Origin of the sequence: Kribbella sp. NPDC000426 (genome assembly GCF_040300265.1) — a bacterium.
In the GTDB taxonomy this organism is placed as follows: domain Bacteria; phylum Actinomycetota; class Actinomycetes; order Propionibacteriales; family Kribbellaceae; genus Kribbella.
On record NZ_JBEPDK010000002.1, the window covers coordinates 699,379 to 714,728 of the forward strand.

At 68.7% G+C, this 15,350-nt stretch carries 20 protein-coding genes; 10 read left to right on the forward strand and 10 right to left on the reverse strand.

Features of this window, described 5'->3' with window-relative positions; translation table 11 throughout:
• Nucleotides 1-11: 11 nt before the first annotated feature.
• Nucleotides 12-710 (forward strand): tRNA (guanosine(46)-N7)-methyltransferase TrmB, encoded by a 699-nt coding sequence (trmB, locus tag ABT313_RS11120; protein ID WP_350851071.1) that lies wholly within the window; start codon nucleotides 12-14, stop codon nucleotides 708-710.
• Between the two features lie 9 nt (nucleotides 711-719).
• Here the strand turns inward: trmB and ABT313_RS11125 are convergent, their stop codons facing one another.
• Nucleotides 720-3,305: a family 78 glycoside hydrolase catalytic domain gene (locus tag ABT313_RS11125; RefSeq protein ID WP_350851073.1), complete on the reverse strand. Its 2,586-nt coding sequence runs from the start codon at nucleotides 3,303-3,305 to the stop codon at nucleotides 720-722.
• Nucleotides 3,306-3,489: 184 nt separating this feature from the next.
• Between ABT313_RS11125 and ABT313_RS11130 the strand changes: the two genes are divergently transcribed.
• From ABT313_RS11130 to ABT313_RS11155, 6 genes are read left to right on the forward strand one after another with little or no spacing between them, the layout of a single operon-like run.
• On the forward strand, nucleotides 3,490-3,576 hold the full coding sequence (locus ABT313_RS11130) for a putative leader peptide (protein ID WP_350852121.1): 87 nt from the start codon (nucleotides 3,490-3,492) through the stop codon (nucleotides 3,574-3,576).
• A gap of 55 nt (nucleotides 3,577-3,631) precedes the next feature.
• The gene (locus ABT313_RS11135) at nucleotides 3,632-4,546 is read left to right on the forward strand and encodes a sulfite exporter TauE/SafE family protein (RefSeq protein WP_350851075.1); all 915 of its coding nucleotides are present in this window, start codon (nucleotides 3,632-3,634) and stop codon (nucleotides 4,544-4,546) included.
• 34 nt (nucleotides 4,547-4,580) lie between these two features.
• Complete coding sequence (locus tag ABT313_RS11140; protein WP_350851077.1) at nucleotides 4,581-5,651, forward strand: ABC transporter substrate-binding protein; 1,071 nt, start codon at nucleotides 4,581-4,583, stop codon at nucleotides 5,649-5,651.
• Between the two features lie 27 nt (nucleotides 5,652-5,678).
• Nucleotides 5,679-6,455, forward strand: coding sequence for an ABC transporter ATP-binding protein (locus tag ABT313_RS11145; protein WP_350851079.1), 777 nt, complete (start codon nucleotides 5,679-5,681; stop codon nucleotides 6,453-6,455).
• Nucleotides 6,445-7,317, forward strand: a complete 873-nt coding sequence (locus ABT313_RS11150) for an ABC transporter permease (protein WP_350851081.1) — start codon at nucleotides 6,445-6,447, stop codon at nucleotides 7,315-7,317. The genes ABT313_RS11145 and ABT313_RS11150 overlap by 11 nt, the downstream gene beginning before the upstream one ends.
• A gap of 26 nt (nucleotides 7,318-7,343) precedes the next feature.
• Nucleotides 7,344-7,724: a PLD nuclease N-terminal domain-containing protein gene (locus ABT313_RS11155; protein WP_350851083.1), complete on the forward strand. Its 381-nt coding sequence runs from the start codon at nucleotides 7,344-7,346 to the stop codon at nucleotides 7,722-7,724.
• Between the two features lie 17 nt (nucleotides 7,725-7,741).
• On the opposite strand, the gene ABT313_RS11160 is transcribed toward ABT313_RS11155, so the two are convergent.
• The 6 genes from ABT313_RS11160 to ABT313_RS11185 form a co-directional block, all read right to left on the reverse strand.
• Nucleotides 7,742-8,032: a WhiB family transcriptional regulator gene (locus tag ABT313_RS11160; RefSeq protein WP_350851085.1), complete on the reverse strand. Its 291-nt coding sequence runs from the start codon at nucleotides 8,030-8,032 to the stop codon at nucleotides 7,742-7,744.
• 198 nt (nucleotides 8,033-8,230) lie between these two features.
• Complete coding sequence (crcB, locus tag ABT313_RS11165; RefSeq protein WP_350851087.1) at nucleotides 8,231-8,596, reverse strand: fluoride efflux transporter CrcB; 366 nt, start codon at nucleotides 8,594-8,596, stop codon at nucleotides 8,231-8,233.
• Nucleotides 8,593-8,979, reverse strand: a complete 387-nt coding sequence (locus tag ABT313_RS11170) for a fluoride efflux transporter FluC (protein ID WP_350851089.1) — start codon at nucleotides 8,977-8,979, stop codon at nucleotides 8,593-8,595. Before ABT313_RS11170 ends, crcB begins: the two co-directional genes overlap by 4 nt.
• On the reverse strand, nucleotides 8,969-9,517 hold the full coding sequence (locus ABT313_RS11175) for a histidine phosphatase family protein (protein WP_350851091.1): 549 nt from the start codon (nucleotides 9,515-9,517) through the stop codon (nucleotides 8,969-8,971). The genes ABT313_RS11170 and ABT313_RS11175 overlap by 11 nt, the downstream gene beginning before the upstream one ends.
• 9 nt (nucleotides 9,518-9,526) lie before the next feature.
• Nucleotides 9,527-9,925 (reverse strand): hypothetical protein, encoded by a 399-nt coding sequence (locus ABT313_RS44705; protein WP_502883958.1) that lies wholly within the window; start codon nucleotides 9,923-9,925, stop codon nucleotides 9,527-9,529.
• A gap of 23 nt (nucleotides 9,926-9,948) precedes the next feature.
• Nucleotides 9,949-10,464: a GNAT family N-acetyltransferase gene (locus ABT313_RS11185; RefSeq protein ID WP_350851095.1), complete on the reverse strand. Its 516-nt coding sequence runs from the start codon at nucleotides 10,462-10,464 to the stop codon at nucleotides 9,949-9,951.
• A gap of 208 nt (nucleotides 10,465-10,672) precedes the next feature.
• Here ABT313_RS11185 and ABT313_RS11190 point away from each other — a divergent pair, with 208 nt between their 5' ends.
• Both ABT313_RS11190 and ABT313_RS11195 read left to right on the forward strand, forming a co-directional pair.
• Nucleotides 10,673-11,767, forward strand: a complete 1,095-nt coding sequence (locus tag ABT313_RS11190; protein ID WP_350851097.1) for a 3-deoxy-7-phosphoheptulonate synthase — start codon at nucleotides 10,673-10,675, stop codon at nucleotides 11,765-11,767.
• A 30-nt stretch (nucleotides 11,768-11,797) separates the two neighbouring features.
• Nucleotides 11,798-13,093, forward strand: a complete 1,296-nt coding sequence (locus ABT313_RS11195) for a glycoside hydrolase family 32 protein (RefSeq protein WP_350851099.1) — start codon at nucleotides 11,798-11,800, stop codon at nucleotides 13,091-13,093.
• Here the strand turns inward: ABT313_RS11195 and ybaK are convergent.
• Nucleotides 13,080-13,568: a Cys-tRNA(Pro) deacylase gene (gene ybaK / locus ABT313_RS11200; protein WP_350851101.1), complete on the reverse strand. Its 489-nt coding sequence runs from the start codon at nucleotides 13,566-13,568 to the stop codon at nucleotides 13,080-13,082. The two genes, ABT313_RS11195 and ybaK, sit on opposite strands and share 14 nt — an antisense overlap.
• Complete coding sequence (locus ABT313_RS11205; RefSeq protein WP_350851103.1) at nucleotides 13,555-14,241, reverse strand: helix-turn-helix transcriptional regulator; 687 nt, start codon at nucleotides 14,239-14,241, stop codon at nucleotides 13,555-13,557. The genes ybaK and ABT313_RS11205 overlap by 14 nt, the downstream gene beginning before the upstream one ends.
• Before the next feature lie 76 nt (nucleotides 14,242-14,317).
• On the opposite strand from ABT313_RS11205, the gene folE reads away from it, so the two are divergent.
• A complete protein-coding gene (folE, locus tag ABT313_RS11210; RefSeq protein ID WP_350851105.1) occupies nucleotides 14,318-14,929 on the forward strand; it encodes a GTP cyclohydrolase I FolE in 612 nt (203 codons plus the stop codon).
• Nucleotides 14,930-14,955: 26 nt separating this feature from the next.
• Here the strand turns inward: folE and ABT313_RS11215 are convergent, their stop codons facing one another.
• Entirely contained in the window at nucleotides 14,956-15,279 is a 324-nt protein-coding gene (locus tag ABT313_RS11215) for a hypothetical protein (RefSeq protein WP_350851107.1), read from the reverse strand.
• Between the last annotated feature and the right edge of the window lie 71 nt (nucleotides 15,280-15,350).

Sequence of the window (15,350 nt, forward strand, 5' to 3'; positions counted from 1 at the left end):
AGACTCACCTGGTGGTGGAAGCAGTGGATCAGGTCAGGCAGGCGGGCGTCTTCAGCACGGTCCGGCGAAGTGTTCGGATGACGGCTGGGCAGCAGCGGGTCTGGCAGACGCACTGGTCGGAGCTCGGCCGTGCGCAGGAGGATCTCCCGCCGGGGGAGCTCGATCTTGCCAAGTGGTTCGGCCGGGAAGCGCCTACCGTGCTGGAGATCGGGTCCGGCATGGGTGAGGCGACCGCGCAGCTCGCCGTCGCCGCGCCCGAGGTCAACCACCTGGCCGCCGAGGTGTACCCCGCCGGCCTGGGACAGCTGATGCTCTGGGTGGAGAAGTACGACCTCGACAACGTCCGCCTGCTGCAGGGCGACGCGCTCGATTTCCTCCGCGACCACGTCGTGCCGGGCGCGCTGGCCGGCGTACGTATCTACTTCCCGGACCCATGGCCGAAGAAGCGTCACCACAAGCGCCGCCTGGTCAGCTCCCCGTTCGTCGGACTCGTTGCATCCCGCCTGCAAACCGGAGGAACGTTGCACCTGGCAACGGACTGGGCGGACTACGCCGACCGCATGCTCGCGGTCTGCGAGGCCGAGCCGTCCCTGCGCAACCAGTACGACGGCTGGGCCCCACGACCCGAGTGGCGCCCGGTGACCAAGTTCGAGTCCCGCGCCCAGGCCGAGGGCCGCGACGTTCGCGACCTTATCTACACCAAGCTCTAGACAACAGGGTCACGCCGACCGACTTGTGAAGTGCCACTGCCCGGCCGGTACCGTGTAGATCGTGTACCCGTCGTCGTACACCGGTACCCCCGCGAACGACAGCGGAACGGCGGCGACGTCCGAAGCAGTTGCCGACGGCACATACACCTCTGCCGTCGTGCCGACCGGCACCTGCACCTCCAACGACAGCACGCGTCCCGTCTTCTGCCAGGAGACCGACACCCGCCCGCGGATCGTCTCGGTCCGGATGCTCGCCGAGTCCACCTCGTCGCGCGCATCCGGCCGGACCACGATCCGCTCGCAGCCCGCGTCGACCACGCGCAGCCCGGCGACGTTCTCGAAGATCCACTGGACGACCGTGCCCTGGAAGTAGTGGTTGCGCGACCGTGAGTCGTCCTCCCACATCTCCCACATCGTGTCCGCACCGAGGTCGAACCAGTAACCCCAGCTCGGGTAGCTCCGCTGCAGCGCGACCTTCGTTGCCACATCGCCGTACCCGTGCGCGGTCAGCACGGGCAGCAGTACGCCGACACCCAGGCATCCGGTGTTGAGATGGAATCCGCGCGCCTCGACATCGGCGGCCAACCCGGCCGCCACCCGCGCAACCATGTCGTCGGGCACGATCCCGAACGCGAGCGGCAGCGCGTTCGACGTCTGCCGATAGTCCGGATCCTGAGCCGACCGGTATCGTCCGGCCGAGCGGTCCAGGAACGCCCGGTTGAGCCCGTCCGCGAGCTCGGCGGCGGCTTTCCGATAGTCGTTGGGCTGCCCAATCAACTCGCCGATCTCCGCCGCGACGACGACGGCCCGGTGCAGGTACGCCGTACCCGTCAGGCGCCGGTCCTCCGGTGCCGGGCCGTTTCCGTAGCCCGGCGGAAGCCAGTCGCCGAGCACGCTCACCGACAACCCGTCCTCGACCCGGCCGAGTTCCCAGGACAGGTAGCGGGTCAGCGACTCCCAGTGCTCGCGGAGCAGCCGCTCGTCGCCGTACCAGCGGTACATCTCGCGGAGCAGGAACGGATACACCGTCGGCCACTCGGTCGCGGGGGACAGGTCGGTGAACCCCCATCCGCTCGACGGCACGATCACCGGCAGCTGCCCGGAGTCCGCCTGGCTGTCCCGGATATCGCTCAGCCACTTGGTGAAGAAGCGCGCCAGGTCGAGGGTGGCCTGCATCGTCGGCGAACCCACCTGCGCGTCCCCGGTCCACCCGTTCTTCTCGAAGAACGGCGTGTCCGTCGGGATCCCGTGCAGATTGCTCAGGACCGTACGTCGCATCGCGTGCTCGAACTGTTCGTACGGCGCCTGCGACGACGCGAACCGGGTCACACTGCTGACGTCGGAGTTCACCACCCGCATCTGCACCTCTGCCCGCGCGCCCTCCATCTGCACGTACCGGAATCCCTTGTACGAGAAGCGCGGCTCCCAGACCTCCACCGCACTGTTGCCAGCCGCAACATACTCGTCGCACTGGATCCGGTCGCCGTCGACGTGCTGGTTCTTCGCCACCACGTTGCCATCAGCAACTGTCTCGCCGTGGGTGAGGCTGATCGTCGTACCGGCCGGCGCAGTCACGGACAGCTTCGTCCAGCCCGCGACGGTTCGACCGAAGTCCACGATCCACACACCTGGCCGGACCTCGGTGACGTCGACCGGATCCACGGTCTCGACCACCCGGATCGGCTCGTGGGCCTGCGCGGTCAGCTTGCCCTTGGGTGCCTCGACAACGGCGGCCGCCGACCAGGACGAGTCGTCGAATCCGGGGGTGTCCCAGCCCGGCAGCGCGCGGCGGGCGTCGTACGTCTCGCCTGTGTAGAGCGAGTCGGAGAGCGTCGGTCCGCCGGTGACGCGCCACGACTCGTCGGTGACGAACTCGTCCACGCGCCCGTCGTCGTACTCGACGACGAGCCGAGCGATCAGCCGCGGGTCGGCGGTCCACGGCGCCTGGTGCCAACGCCAGACGTTGACCGAGGTCAGACCGAAGAACCCGCGCCCGAGCTCGGCGCCGACCACGTTGTCCCCGGGCACGAGCAGCTCGGTCACATCGTGCGTACCATACAGTACGGTATGGTCGTAGGCCGTGAAGCCGGGATCGAGCACGGCATCACTCACCGCCTGCCCGTTGAGCCGCAGGTCGGCGTAGCCGAGTCCGCTGGCGTACAACCGAGCCCGGCGCACCGTCCCGTCGATTGCGAACCCACGCCGGAGCAGGGGAGCGCTGTCCGTCGCCCCGCCGATCCACCGGGCCGCCCCGAAGCCTTCGTCGCGCAGACCGGTCTCGAACCATTCCGGTGCAGCCCACTCGCCGGCGCCCTCGTCCCACAGCCGGACGGTCCAGTAGTACCGCGTCCGCGCAGCCGTCGGTCCGTCGTACTCGATGCCGAAGGTCCGTGACGACTCGACCTTCCCCGAGTCCCAGACGTCCGCGCTCTCCGGAGTCAACAACTCGGGCGCGGACGCGACGAGGAGCTGGTACGCCGTCTGCGTCGCGCCGTACCCGGGAGCGGTGGCGACCCAGCTGAACCGCGGCCGGTTCACGTCGACACCGAGCGGTCGGACGGTGTACTCGGTCTTCAGGGAGAGAGGAGTCAGCACGCACAGGACCGTAGGCATCCGGGCGTCGCGGCTTCAACCATGTGACCAGATCCGGCCGATGATCGACGGTGCGCATTGATGACTCGCTGCGCTCGTCAACTGTTCGCTTGTCTCGGTTGGTGTTCACCGTCCCAGATGCTGAAACCTGAGCATCTTGCTCGACTTTGTGCGCTTTCATGGAGGAGTGCAGATCACCTCGAACGCTCCCGGCTCCGCGCTCACGCGGCGCCGGCACGTCGATCTGCTGCGCGTGAACTCCTCGGGTTGTTGACCTTCGGCGTACCACTCCGCCCGTCAGCCCGCCACCGACCCGTGGGAGTAGTTCCGTGCGTCGTCTCATCCTGATCGCCTTGCTGGGCTCGATCGCCCAACTCGTCGACGGCACGCTCGGCATGGCGTACGGCGTCACCGCCAGTACGGCCCTGCTGATCACCGGGATCTCCCCGGCCGTCGCCTCCGCCTCCGTGCACCTGTCCGAGGTCGGCACCACGCTCGCCTCGGGCCTGTCGCACTGGCGTTTCGGCAACGTCGACTGGCGCGTGGTCGCGCTGATCGGTGCGCCGGGCGCGGTCGGTGCTTTCCTCGGCGCGACGTTCCTGTCCAGCCTGTCGACCGAGTCCGCGTCGTTGTGGGTCGCCGGTCTGCTGCTCCTGCTCGGCGTCTACATCCTGGTCCGGTTCGGCACCGGGAAGGTCCGCGCCGTGATCGAGGGCCGTCCGGCCGGGAAGTTCCTCGGTCCGCTCGGTCTGGTGGCCGGCTTCATCGACGCCACCGGCGGTGGCGGCTGGGGACCGGTCGCGAACTCCGCGCTGCTGTCCAGCGGCAAGCTGGCGCCGCGGCGCGCGGTCGGGTCGGTGAACGCGGCCGAGTTCCTGGTCTCGGTCGCCGCGAGCATCGGCTTCCTGTTCGGGCTCGGTCGCGACAACCTGCCGTACGGCATCGTCGCCGCGCTGCTGATCGGCGGCGTCATCGCGGCCCCGATCGCGGCCTGGCTGGTGTCCCGGCTGGCGACCCGCTGGCTCGGCGTCGCGGTCGGCCTGGTGCTGATCCTGACCAACGCCCGCACGCTGCTGAACGGTCTCGACGTCACCACCGGCCCGCGGTACGCCGTCTACGCCGCGCTCGTCGCCGCGTGGGCCGGCCTGGTCCTCTACGGAGTCCGCATCACCGGCCGCCGGGCGGACACCGACGCCGTCACCCGGGACACCGCGGTCGAGCGCGAGCTCGAACCCGCCTCCTGAAGCCTCGCCTTCCTTCAAGACAAAGGTCTTTCTCGTGAGCATCTCCGCCATCCGTCCGTTCCGCCTGCTCGCCGCGACCGTGGCCCTGACCCTCGCCGCTGCCGGTTGCTCGCGCGCCGGTGGCAGCGACGACACGGCCGTCGCGTCGAGCGACAAGGGTCCGGCCACCGAGCTGCGGCTCGGCTACTTCCCGAACGTCACCCATGCCGCCGCGCTCGTCGGTCTCGGCAAGGGCCTGTTCGCCAAGGACCTCGGCAGCACGAAGCTGGTGCCGACCAAGTTCAACGCCGGACCCGAGGAGGTCGGCGCACTGCTCGGCGGCTCACTCGACGCGGGCTTCATCGGCTCCGGTCCCGCCATCAACGCGTACGCGAAGTCCAACGGCGAGGCGGTCCGTCTGATCGCCGGCGCGACGTCCGGCGGGGCGCAGCTCGTGGTCAAGCCGACGATCACCAAGCCGGAGGACCTGATCGGCAAGACCGTGGTCACTCCGCAGCTCGGCAACACGCAGGACGTGTCGCTGAAGAAGTGGCTCGCCCAGAAGGGGCTGACCGGCAAGGTCAAGGTCACCAACCTGGAGAACGCGCAGACGCTCGACGCGTTCAAGAAGGGTGACGTGGACGCCGCCTGGCTGCCGGAGCCGTGGTCGTCGCGGCTGGTTCTCGATGCGGGCGCGAAGGTGCTGCTCGACGAGGCGTCGCTGTGGCCGGACGGGAAGTTCCCGACGACCGTGCTGATCGTCCGGACCCAGTTCCTGCAGGAGCACCCCGAGACCGTGAAGGCGCTGCTGTCCGGGCTCCTCGCCGCGATCGACTACAGCACCACGAACCCGGCCGACGCGAAGGCGGTCGTGAACGACCAGCTGAAGGCAGCGACCGGTAAGGCGCTCAAGCCGGCCGTGATCGACCGGGCCTTCAAGAACATCCAGATCACCGCGGACCCGATCGCGAGCACGTTCCCGCAGCTGGCCAAGGACCAGGTCACCGCCGGGATCGCGAAGCAGGCACCGGTGGTGGCCGGCTTCGCGGACCTCGGCCCGCTGAACGAGGTACTCGGCAAGGCAGGAAAGCCGACGGTGGACGCCGCCGGCCTGGACGCGAAGTAGTACCCGAAGTAACAGGAGGAACAGGCCATGACCGCGACCATCGAGACCTTGCCGGACGTGCTGAGCCCGGTGCGCTTTCATCAAGTCGGCAAGACGTTCGGGACCGGCCGGAAGTCGGTGGTCGCGTTGGACGGCGTCGATCTCGAGGTCGAGCCGGGCGAGTTCGTCTGCCTGCTCGGCGCCTCCGGCTGCGGCAAGACCACTCTGCTCAATCTGGTCGCCGGTCTGGACCAGCCGACGGCGGGACGGATCGAGCTGAACTCGTCCCGCCCGGCGGTGGTCTTCCAGGAGGCGGCGCTGATGCCGTGGCTGACGGCCGCCGGGAACGTCGAGCTGCCGTTGCGGATGGCCGGCGTACCGAAGGCGCAGCGGCGCGCGAAGGCGGCCGAGCTGCTCGAGCTGGTGCGATTGGCCGGCCTGGGCGACAAGCGGCCGCACGAGCTGTCCGGCGGCATGCGGCAACGCGTCGCGCTTGCTCGGGCGCTCGCGTCCACGAGCGACAGCACCGACGGGAAGCCGTCGTTGCTGTTGATGGACGAGCCGTTCTCGGCGCTCGACGCGATCACTCGCGACGTCCTGCAGGGCGAGCTGTTGAGGATCTGGCGAGCCACCGGTACGGCGATCCTGTTCGTCACCCACGATGTCCGGGAGGCGGTGCGACTCGGCCAACGCGTCGTACTGCTCTCGTCGCGGCCGGGCCGCGTCGTACAGCAGTGGGACGCTGAGGGCGCGCCGGATGCTGCAGCTGTCACAGACGAGATCAACGCCGCACTTCGCAAGGTGATCAGCAGTCATGCCGCTTGATGTTCAAGAGGGATCCGTCGAGGCCGGGCTGGACGCGCTGGACACCCCGGTCAACACGACGGAGGGTTCCCGGGTACGGCGGATCGTGGCGCGCGTGCTGCCGCCGATCGGAGCGATCGTCGTCCTGGTCGCGATCTGGCAGGCGCTGTGGGCCGCCGCGTTCTGGCCCGAGTTCAAACTGCCGGCGCCGGCGGCCGTCTGGAGTCAGATCTGGCAGTTGGTGACCAGCGGAGACATCGTCGAGCTGTTCTGGGTGTCGGTGCATCGCGCGGTGATCGGCTTCGCGATCTCGCTGCTGATCGCCGTACCGCTCGGGCTCGCGATCGCGAACCTCACGGTCGTACGCCGGGGGATCGGGCCGCTCGTCTCGGGCCTGCAGAGCCTGCCGTCGGTCGCGTGGGTGCCGGCCGCGATCCTGTGGTTCGGGCTGAACGATCGCGCGATCTACTGGGTCGTCCTGCTCGGCGCCGTACCGTCGATCGCCAACGGGCTCGTCTCCGGTCTCGACCAGGTGCCGCCGATCCTGCCGCGCGTCGGCAAGGCCCTCGGCGCCGGCCGGCTCGGCGGCATCCGGTACATCCTGCTGCCCGCGGCGTTGCCCGGGTTCCTCGGCGGACTCAAGCAGGGCTGGGCGTTCTCGTGGCGCTCGCTGATGGCCGCCGAGCTGATCGCGACCTCGCCGGAACTCGGCGAGGGCCTCGGCCAGTACCTGCACAACGGCATGTCGCTGTCGGACATCTCGATGGTGTTCGCCGGCATCGTGCTGATCTTCGTGGTCGGCGTCGGCATCGAACTGCTCGTCTTCCGTCCGCTGGAGAACACGGTCCTGCGGGCACGCGGACTCACCTCGTCCGCCCGCTGATCGGGTCCGCGCCGTACTGTTGGAGCGTGGTTCGATTCCTGCCGTTCCTGATCAGCCTGGTGCTCAGCGTGTATGCGCTGTTCTCCTGCATCCAGACACCCGACGAGGACGTTCCGCACCTGCCCAAGCTGGTGTGGATCGTCCTGATCGTGTTCGTCCCGTTCGTCGGGCCGATCGTCTGGCTGCTCATGTCGCGCACGCAGGGCGGTGGCGGCCGCGAGGCCGTCGTACGGCCGTCTCAGCCGGTCAGCCGCCCACTGGCGCCCGATGACGATCCGGACTTCCTGAAGTCGCTGGACCGCTACCGGGACCCGCGCACGACGGTCAAGCCGCCGGAACCCGAGGACCCGAAGAACAAGACCTCGGATGACGATTCCCCGTCCGACAACGACGAGGGAACTGCCTGAGATTCAGCAGGTAGCTCCTAGGCCGATTTCCGGTGCTCGGGGAGGTCGTTGTCGCGCTCGGACTCCGTGGTGCCGCCCCAGACGCCGTACGGCTCTCCGACGGAGAGTGCGTGCTGCCGGCACTCGGGCTGGACCGGGCAGGTCCCGCACAGCGACTTGGCCACCATCTCGCGGGCGCGTTTGCGAACGCCACGCTCCGATTCGGGTGAGAAGAAGAGCTCCGGGTTGACGTCCCGGCATGCGGCTTGTGACTGCCAGTCCCACAGATCCATGAGCGGGCGGGGCAGGCGAGGCATCCCTCTCGACATGGCAACCTCCTTGACTCACCGTGAGCGCGGACGGGCGCTCGGTGAAAACTATGCTCATCTCTTACGTAGTTCAACCCTTGTTGTCTCGAAGTTCGGGCCATTCGTTATCGCCACGTGCCGTTGCGGGCCGTGATCGGCCTGTTTCAGGCGCACATCGAGCGGTGCAGGTGTTCACGTCATCACCTCGTGTGACATGAGTCACTTACTCAGCCACGCTCCGGCAACGGCCGCGACCAGTCCGGTACCCAGGTTCAGCACCACGTTGAGCAACGCTTTGCCACGATGTCCGGAACCGGCCAACGCGGTCGTCTCGGCCGCGAACGTGCTGTACGTCGTGAACGCGCCGCAGAACCCGACGCCGACAAGCAAAGCGATCGTGTGATTGCCGACTCCGGTCAACAAGCCGAGCAGAAAGCTGCCGAGAATGTTGACGGCGAAGGTTCCCCACGGCAACGGGGTCTCGATCCGGGCGCCGAGCAACAACCGGGCCACCATGTGCTTGTCCACCAGGAACCTGAGCGGCGCACCGACCGCGGCGCCGAGCGCGACCAGTAGGATGTTCATCGCGTCCGCCGGCCGGTGTGCTCGCCGATCGTTGCCGCCGCCAACGCCGCGGCGATCGTGCCGAAGAAGTAGACGAATGCAACAACCATCTGCACGTGCAACAACTTCTCCGTGTCGACCGCGAACGTCGAGAACGTCGTGAAGCCGCCGAGAATGCCGGTGCCGAGGAAGGGCCGCAGCAGCGGATGGTGTCGCGGCGTCAGACGCGCGAGCAGGACCCCGATCGCGAAGCATCCCAGCACGTTGGTGACGAACGTTGCCCAGGGGAATCCGCTCGCACCGTGCGGCACTGATTCGGCCAGTCCGTAGCGGGCCAGGGAGCCGATGACACCACCGAGAGCGACGACGCCGAGGATGCGTGCGAGTCCCGGCTCAGCCGTCATTCGCCGGATCGTACCGGTAGTACTCGTGGGCTCCGTGGGCCGTGTCCTTCGCACCGGTCAGCGCGCGGATCACCGTCGCGTGGGTGATCGCGAGGACCGGCCCGTCGGTGCTCGCGGTGTGCCGGGCCAGGACGGCGCGGGCGCGCTCGCGGACGTGGGACAGCGGCTCCCACGGTCGCTGGACGCCTTCGGGCCATTCACCGTCGTACGCCTCGAACTCGGCCTGTGCGGCGTGCAGGTCGGCGAGGCTGCGCCACTGGCCGGTCTGGTCCGGCAGCCAGTCGCGCAGGTCGTAGTCGACCCGGACGCCGAGCGCGAGCCGGTGGCCGATGATCGCGGCGCTGTGCAGGGCGCGCGTGAGCGGCGAGCTGACCAGGTACGTCGCGCGGATGCCGCCGAGCAGGTCCGCAAGCTCCTCGGCCTGCTTCATCCCGACGGCACTGAGCGGGGCGCAGTCGGCCGCGATCCCCGGCAATCCCCGGGAGTCGATCGGCTCGTAGTCCGGTTCACCGTGCCGGACCAGGTAGATCTGTGTCACGGCCACGTTCTACCTCAGATGCCTGGCCCCTGCCCATCCACGGGTGTGGCCGGGCGGCGGCGGAAGCGGATCGGTGAGCGACGAGGGCGCTCGGACCTGGTGCAGTTCGTCGAACAGGTTGTCGAGGCCGGCGCGCGGCGCTGAAGGGCTCTGGCCCTCGACCCAGCGGACCTCGGTCGCGCCTTGGTGCCCATGTACTGCGAGCACCGACTGCAGGTCGGGCCAGACGGCTGTGGCCGGGTTGTCACCGCGCCATCGCAGTGCCACCGACCCGTCGCTGAACTCACATCCCTCAGCTACTACTCCGGTCCCCGAAACCCCACTCGGATCCCGATACCGAACCAACTCAAAGGTCCGCGGCCTCACCACCTGCAGCACTCCCCGTCGTCTAGCCGGTCTTGCAGCCATCAACGAGCCCACACCGCATCCGGTTACTGACCAGCAACCTCCCGCCGCATGAACACCCGCTCCGCAGGGTCCAACCCGAACGCCGTCTCCGCGGCCCGGATCCGCACCAGCCCGGGCGTCAACGCATCACCACTCAGCTCCGAGAATCCCAGCCGCGCGTAGTACGGCCCGTTCCACGGCACGCTGCGGAACGTGCTGAGCGTCAACGCCAGAATCCCTTGTCCGGCGGCCCATTGGTCGACGTACGCGATCAGTTCGCGTCCGATCCCGCGACCCTGGCGCTCCGGATGCACGCTGAGCTGCTCGATGTGCACCGCACCGTCGACGAGCTCGACCATCACGAACCCCGTCGGCCGGTCCGCGTCGTCGACCGACACCCAGAGCCGACCGCCCCGGCGGGACTCCTCGAAGGCTTCCAGCGCGGGCGGCGGATGGTCCGCGACGTCCGTCATGCCGATGTTGCGGAACAGCACGCCGGCGGCTGTCTCCAGTGCCTGGAGGGTGGGGAGTTCGTCTCGACTGGCGGTACGGATGTTCACGGGTGCTATTGTCGGGGACGTGAAGCGCAGCTATTGGCGATTTTTTGAGTGGCCGGCTCTGGTGCCGGGCAGCTCAGCCGATCGCTGACGCCCAACCGCAGACACCGCAGCCGGCCCGAAGCCAAGGACATCCGTCCTTGGCTTTTCTCGTCCCACCAGCCGGCTGCCTGCGCTGCAACGCGAGCGGACCGGCGGAAAGGTCCCCACGATGAACACCCTCCCCAGACCGACCGAGCAGGCGACCGAGCAGGCGCGCGTCGTCGATCGGCGGATCGAGAAGACAGTCCCGCTGATCACCCCGCAGGCGCTGCACGACGAGTTCCCGCTCAACGACGAACTCGCCGGCCGCGTGGCCGACGGGCGGCAGGCGGTGGCCGACGTACTCGACGGCGTCGACGACCGGCTGCTCGTGGTCGTCGGCCCGTGTTCGGTCCACGACGCGAAGGCGGCCCTCGAGTACGCCGAACGACTGCGACCGGTCGCCGAGCGCCTCTCCGACGGGCTGCTGATCGCGATGCGCGTGTACTTCGAGAAGCCGCGCTCCACCCTCGGCTGGAAGGGCCTGATCAACGACCCGGGCCTCGACGGCTCCGGCGACGTGAACCGCGGTCTGCGGATCGCTCGTCAGCTGCTGGTCCAGGTCACCGAGCTGGGCCTGCCCGCCGGCTGCGAGTTCCTCGACCCGATCACCCCGCAGTACATCGCCGACACCGTCGGCTGGGGCGCGATCGGCGCGCGCACCGTCGAGAGCCAAGTCCACCGGCAGCTGTCGTCCGGCCTGTCGATGCCGATCGGGATGAAGAACCGCCCCGACGGATCCATCGCCACGGCCGTCGACGCGATCAAGGCCGCCGCCGTACCGCACGTCTTCACCGGTATCGACCACGACGGCGCACCTGCGATCCTGCACACCCGCGGCAACCCGGACTGCCACCTCGTACTGCGTGGCTCCGACAGCGGCCCGAACTACGACGCGGACTCCGTCGCCGGCGCCGTCGAACTCCTCCGCAAGGCAGGACTGCCGGAGCGGGTCGTGATCGACGCGAGCCACGGCAACAGCCGCAAGGACCACCGTCGCCAGCCGGTGGTGGCCGAGGAGATCGGCGCGCAGGTTGCGGATGGCAACAAGGCGATCGTCGGCGTGATGCTCGAGTCGTTCCTGCAGGAGGGTCGCCAGGACCTCGACCCGACCCGGGAGCTGACCTACGGGCAGTCGATCACCGACGCCTGCATGGGCTGGGAGACGACCGAGCAGACCCTGCAGAAGCTCCGGGACGCAGCAATCGCCCGGCGCAGCTCATAGGCCGATCACTGATGGGGTAGGAGTGGACCCATGACCTACCCCTATCCAGCGACGAACTACCAGGAAGCCAACCGTGGGCAGTTCCACTTCAGCACCCGTGCCGGCTGGATGAACGACGTGAACGCGCCGCTGTACTACCGCGGCGTGTATCACCTCTACTACCAGCACGCGCCGAACAGCCTGGTCTGGGACACGATGCACTGGGGTCACGCGACCAGCCCCGACCTCGTGCACTGGACCCAACAGCCGATCGCCCTCGACCCACAGGTCCACCCCGGTGACCTGTGGTCCGGCGGCGGGGTCGTCGACCTCGAGAACGTCAGCGGCCTGAAGGCCGGCGACGACGACCCGATCGTCGTGTACTCCGGCACCAACGGCGTCACCGTCTTCTACAGCCTCGACGGCGGCAACACGTTCCTGACGTACGCCGACGGCAAGAAGGTCGTCACACCCGGCGGCACCAGCCGCGACCCGAAGGTGTTCCGGGACCCGGCCTCGGAGACCTGGGGCATGGTCGTGTGGTCGGACGAGGGCGGCAACGGCGTCGACTTCTACACCTCGACCAACCTGCTCGACTGGACGTTCGCGTCGCGCTACCCGGCCGAGTGGCTGTTCGAGTGCCCGAACCTGATCCGGATGCCGATCGACGACGACCACCGGTGGCTCCTGCACGGCGGCAGCGGCCAGTACGTCCTCGGCGAATGGGACGGTACGACGTACCACTCGGACTGGACCGAGCCGCAGAAGCTCAACCAGACCGAGACGTTCGCCGGCGCCGGGTACTACGCGGGCCTGACCTTCGAGAACGTGCCGGACGGGCGGATCGTCTCAATGGCGTGGCAGGGCGAGAACAAGGGCTCGATCTGGACCGGCAACGCATCGTTCCCGGTGGACCTCGTCCTGCATCACACCGACGACGGCATCCGCGTGTTCAGTACGCCGATCCCGGAGCTCGCGTCGCTCCACGAAGGGACGCAGTCCTGGGAGAACCTGACGGTCGAGGACGGCGGACAGCAAATCCCGGCCGGCAGCACATATGAGCTGGAGGCAACGATCGACGTCAGCCAGGCCGCGCGCTTCACCCTGAAGGTCGGCCGCGACGTGACGTACCAAGACCAAAAGCTCGACGGCGCCGAACTCCAACCGGTCAACGGGAAGATCAAGCTCCACCTGCTGGTCGACCGCGATCAGCTGGACGTGTTCGGGAACGACGGTGCGGTCTACCAGAGCTACAACGTCCGCCCGGCCGAGCTCGAGCTGGTAGCTGAGGGGCGGGCCGTCGTGGAGCAGTTGACGATCCACCAGCTCGCGTCTATCTGGCGATAGCCGCCGTACGCGCCCTGGTCACGGCGATCAGGTCGGCAGGGGACAGGCCGATGTCGAAACCGCGCCGGCCGCCCGACACGTAGACCGTCGGGTGGTCGGTGGCGGTGCTGTCGACGACCGTGGGCAGGGCGCGCTTCTGGCCGATCGGGCTGATGCCGCCGACGACGTACCCGGTGGTGCGTTCGGCGGCGGCCGGGTCGGCCATCACCGCCTTCTTCCCGCCGGCCGCGGCCGCGATCGCCTTCAGATCAAGCTGCTTCCCGACCGGTACGACGCCGACCGCGAGCTTCCCGTCGACCTCGACGAGCAGCGTCTTGAACACCTGCTCCGGGTCCAGGCCGAGCGCTTCGGCGGCCTCCAGTCCGTACGACTTCGCCGCCGGGTCGTGCTCGTACGCGTGCGTCGTGAACTCGACCTTCGCCTTCGTCAGCGCCACTGTCGCCGGTGTGCCCTGACCCTGCCTACTCTTCGCCACCTGGCGAGCTTAGACCGGCGGGCACCAGGCGGACGCAGCAGTGACCGGGCGACGGCGCGAGGCGGGCCTCGTACGGAAGGTCGAGTGCGTCGACGATGCCGGCCAGGAGGTGCAGGTTCATGCCGCAGACCAGCTTGGGCTGCTCCTGGGCGATGCGCCGGAACGGGCAGTTGACCAGCGCGATGCCGTCCTTGTCCGCGCGCGGTTCGAAGCCGTGCGACGCCAGGATCTCGATCACCGGCTGGTCACCGGCGTCGCGACCGATCGATTCGCCGTACTCCCGGGCCCTGCGATTGACCGCCTCGCGGGGCGAGCCGCCGCTCTCCTCGGCGTCCTCGACGGCGGCGGCGAGAAGCCGGCCGGCCACGGCGTACTGACGCTCGGGGAGGGTGATCTCGATCTCGCGGTTGGAGCGCAGGTACAGCTTCGCTGGCCGGCCGGCGCCGGGGCCGGTGCGGCCGCTGCGGCGCTCGAAGCAGGTGTCGAGCAGGCCCTCCTCGGTGAGCCGGTCCAGATGGAACGCGACCGTCGTCCGGGGGATGCCGAGGTCGGTCGCGGCCTCGTCCCGGCTGACCGGCTGGGGCGAGCCGACGACGTACTCGTAGAGCCGGCGGCGGGTCGGCTCCTCCAGTGCGGCGACCGCCTGAACCTCGGTGTCCCACGACGTGTCCACGGGATGATTCTATCGACAACTTAGGTTGATGTAACAGTTATAGTGGCAGTTCGTTGACACTTCAGGGAGTGTGCAGATGGCGATCTCGGCCGACCTCGAGTCCGTCCCCCTCCACATCGTCGCGCGACGGGCGGAGATCGATCTTCCGGCCGCCCAGCGCGCGGTCGCGGATCTGCTGACCGCGCTCGGGCGGGACCCGCAGAGCGCGCACCTGGCGGACACCCCGCGCCGGGTCGCGAACGCATACGCGGAGATGCTCACCCCGCGGGAGTTCGAGCTGACCACGTTCCCGAACGACGAGGGGTACGACGAACTCGTCCTGGCCAAGGACATCCCGGTGCAGTCGTTGTGCGAGCACCACCTGCTGCCGTTCCAGGGCGTCGCCCACGTCGGGTACCTGCCCGGCGACCGGATCCTCGGCCTGTCGAAGCTGGCGCGCGTCGTGGAACTGTTCGCGCGCGACTTCCAGGTGCAGGAGCGGCTGACGAAACAGGTCGCCGACTGGCTGCAGGATCACCTCGCCCCGAAGGGCGTCGGCGTGGTGATCGAGGCCGAGCACCAGTGCATGTCGTTGCGCGGTGTCCGCGCGACCGGCTCGAAGACGGTCACGTCGTCACTGCAGGGCATCCTCCGCGACAACCCCAGTTCGCGGCAGGAGTTCTTTGCGCTGACCGGCCTCACCCCGTAGGCCGGGCGGCCAGTCGAAGCTTCGGTTCAGGCGGACGCGGCGGTCCGCGGGTGGTGGTGGGTTCGCCGGCCGGTGGCGAGGATGTGCGTCAGCTCGCCGGGCAGCAGGTCGGTGCCCGGTACCGGCTCCATCTCGGACACGTCCAGCCAGCGCACCACGGTCGCGCCGGCGTGGCCGTGAACGGCGAGGATGGAATCCAGGTCCGGCCAGACGGCCGTGGAGGGGTTCGCCCCGTGCCAGCGGAGGGCGACCGAGCCGTCGGTGAAGACACAGCCTTCGGCGACGACGCCGGTACCGGAAACCCCACTGATGTCGGCGTAGCGGACGAGTTCGAACGTCTGGGGTTTCACCGGCGACACCCCATGTGGCGACAGATTGGTGCCATGATCCTTTCCCCGTACTCACGTGCTTGGGCTCTCGC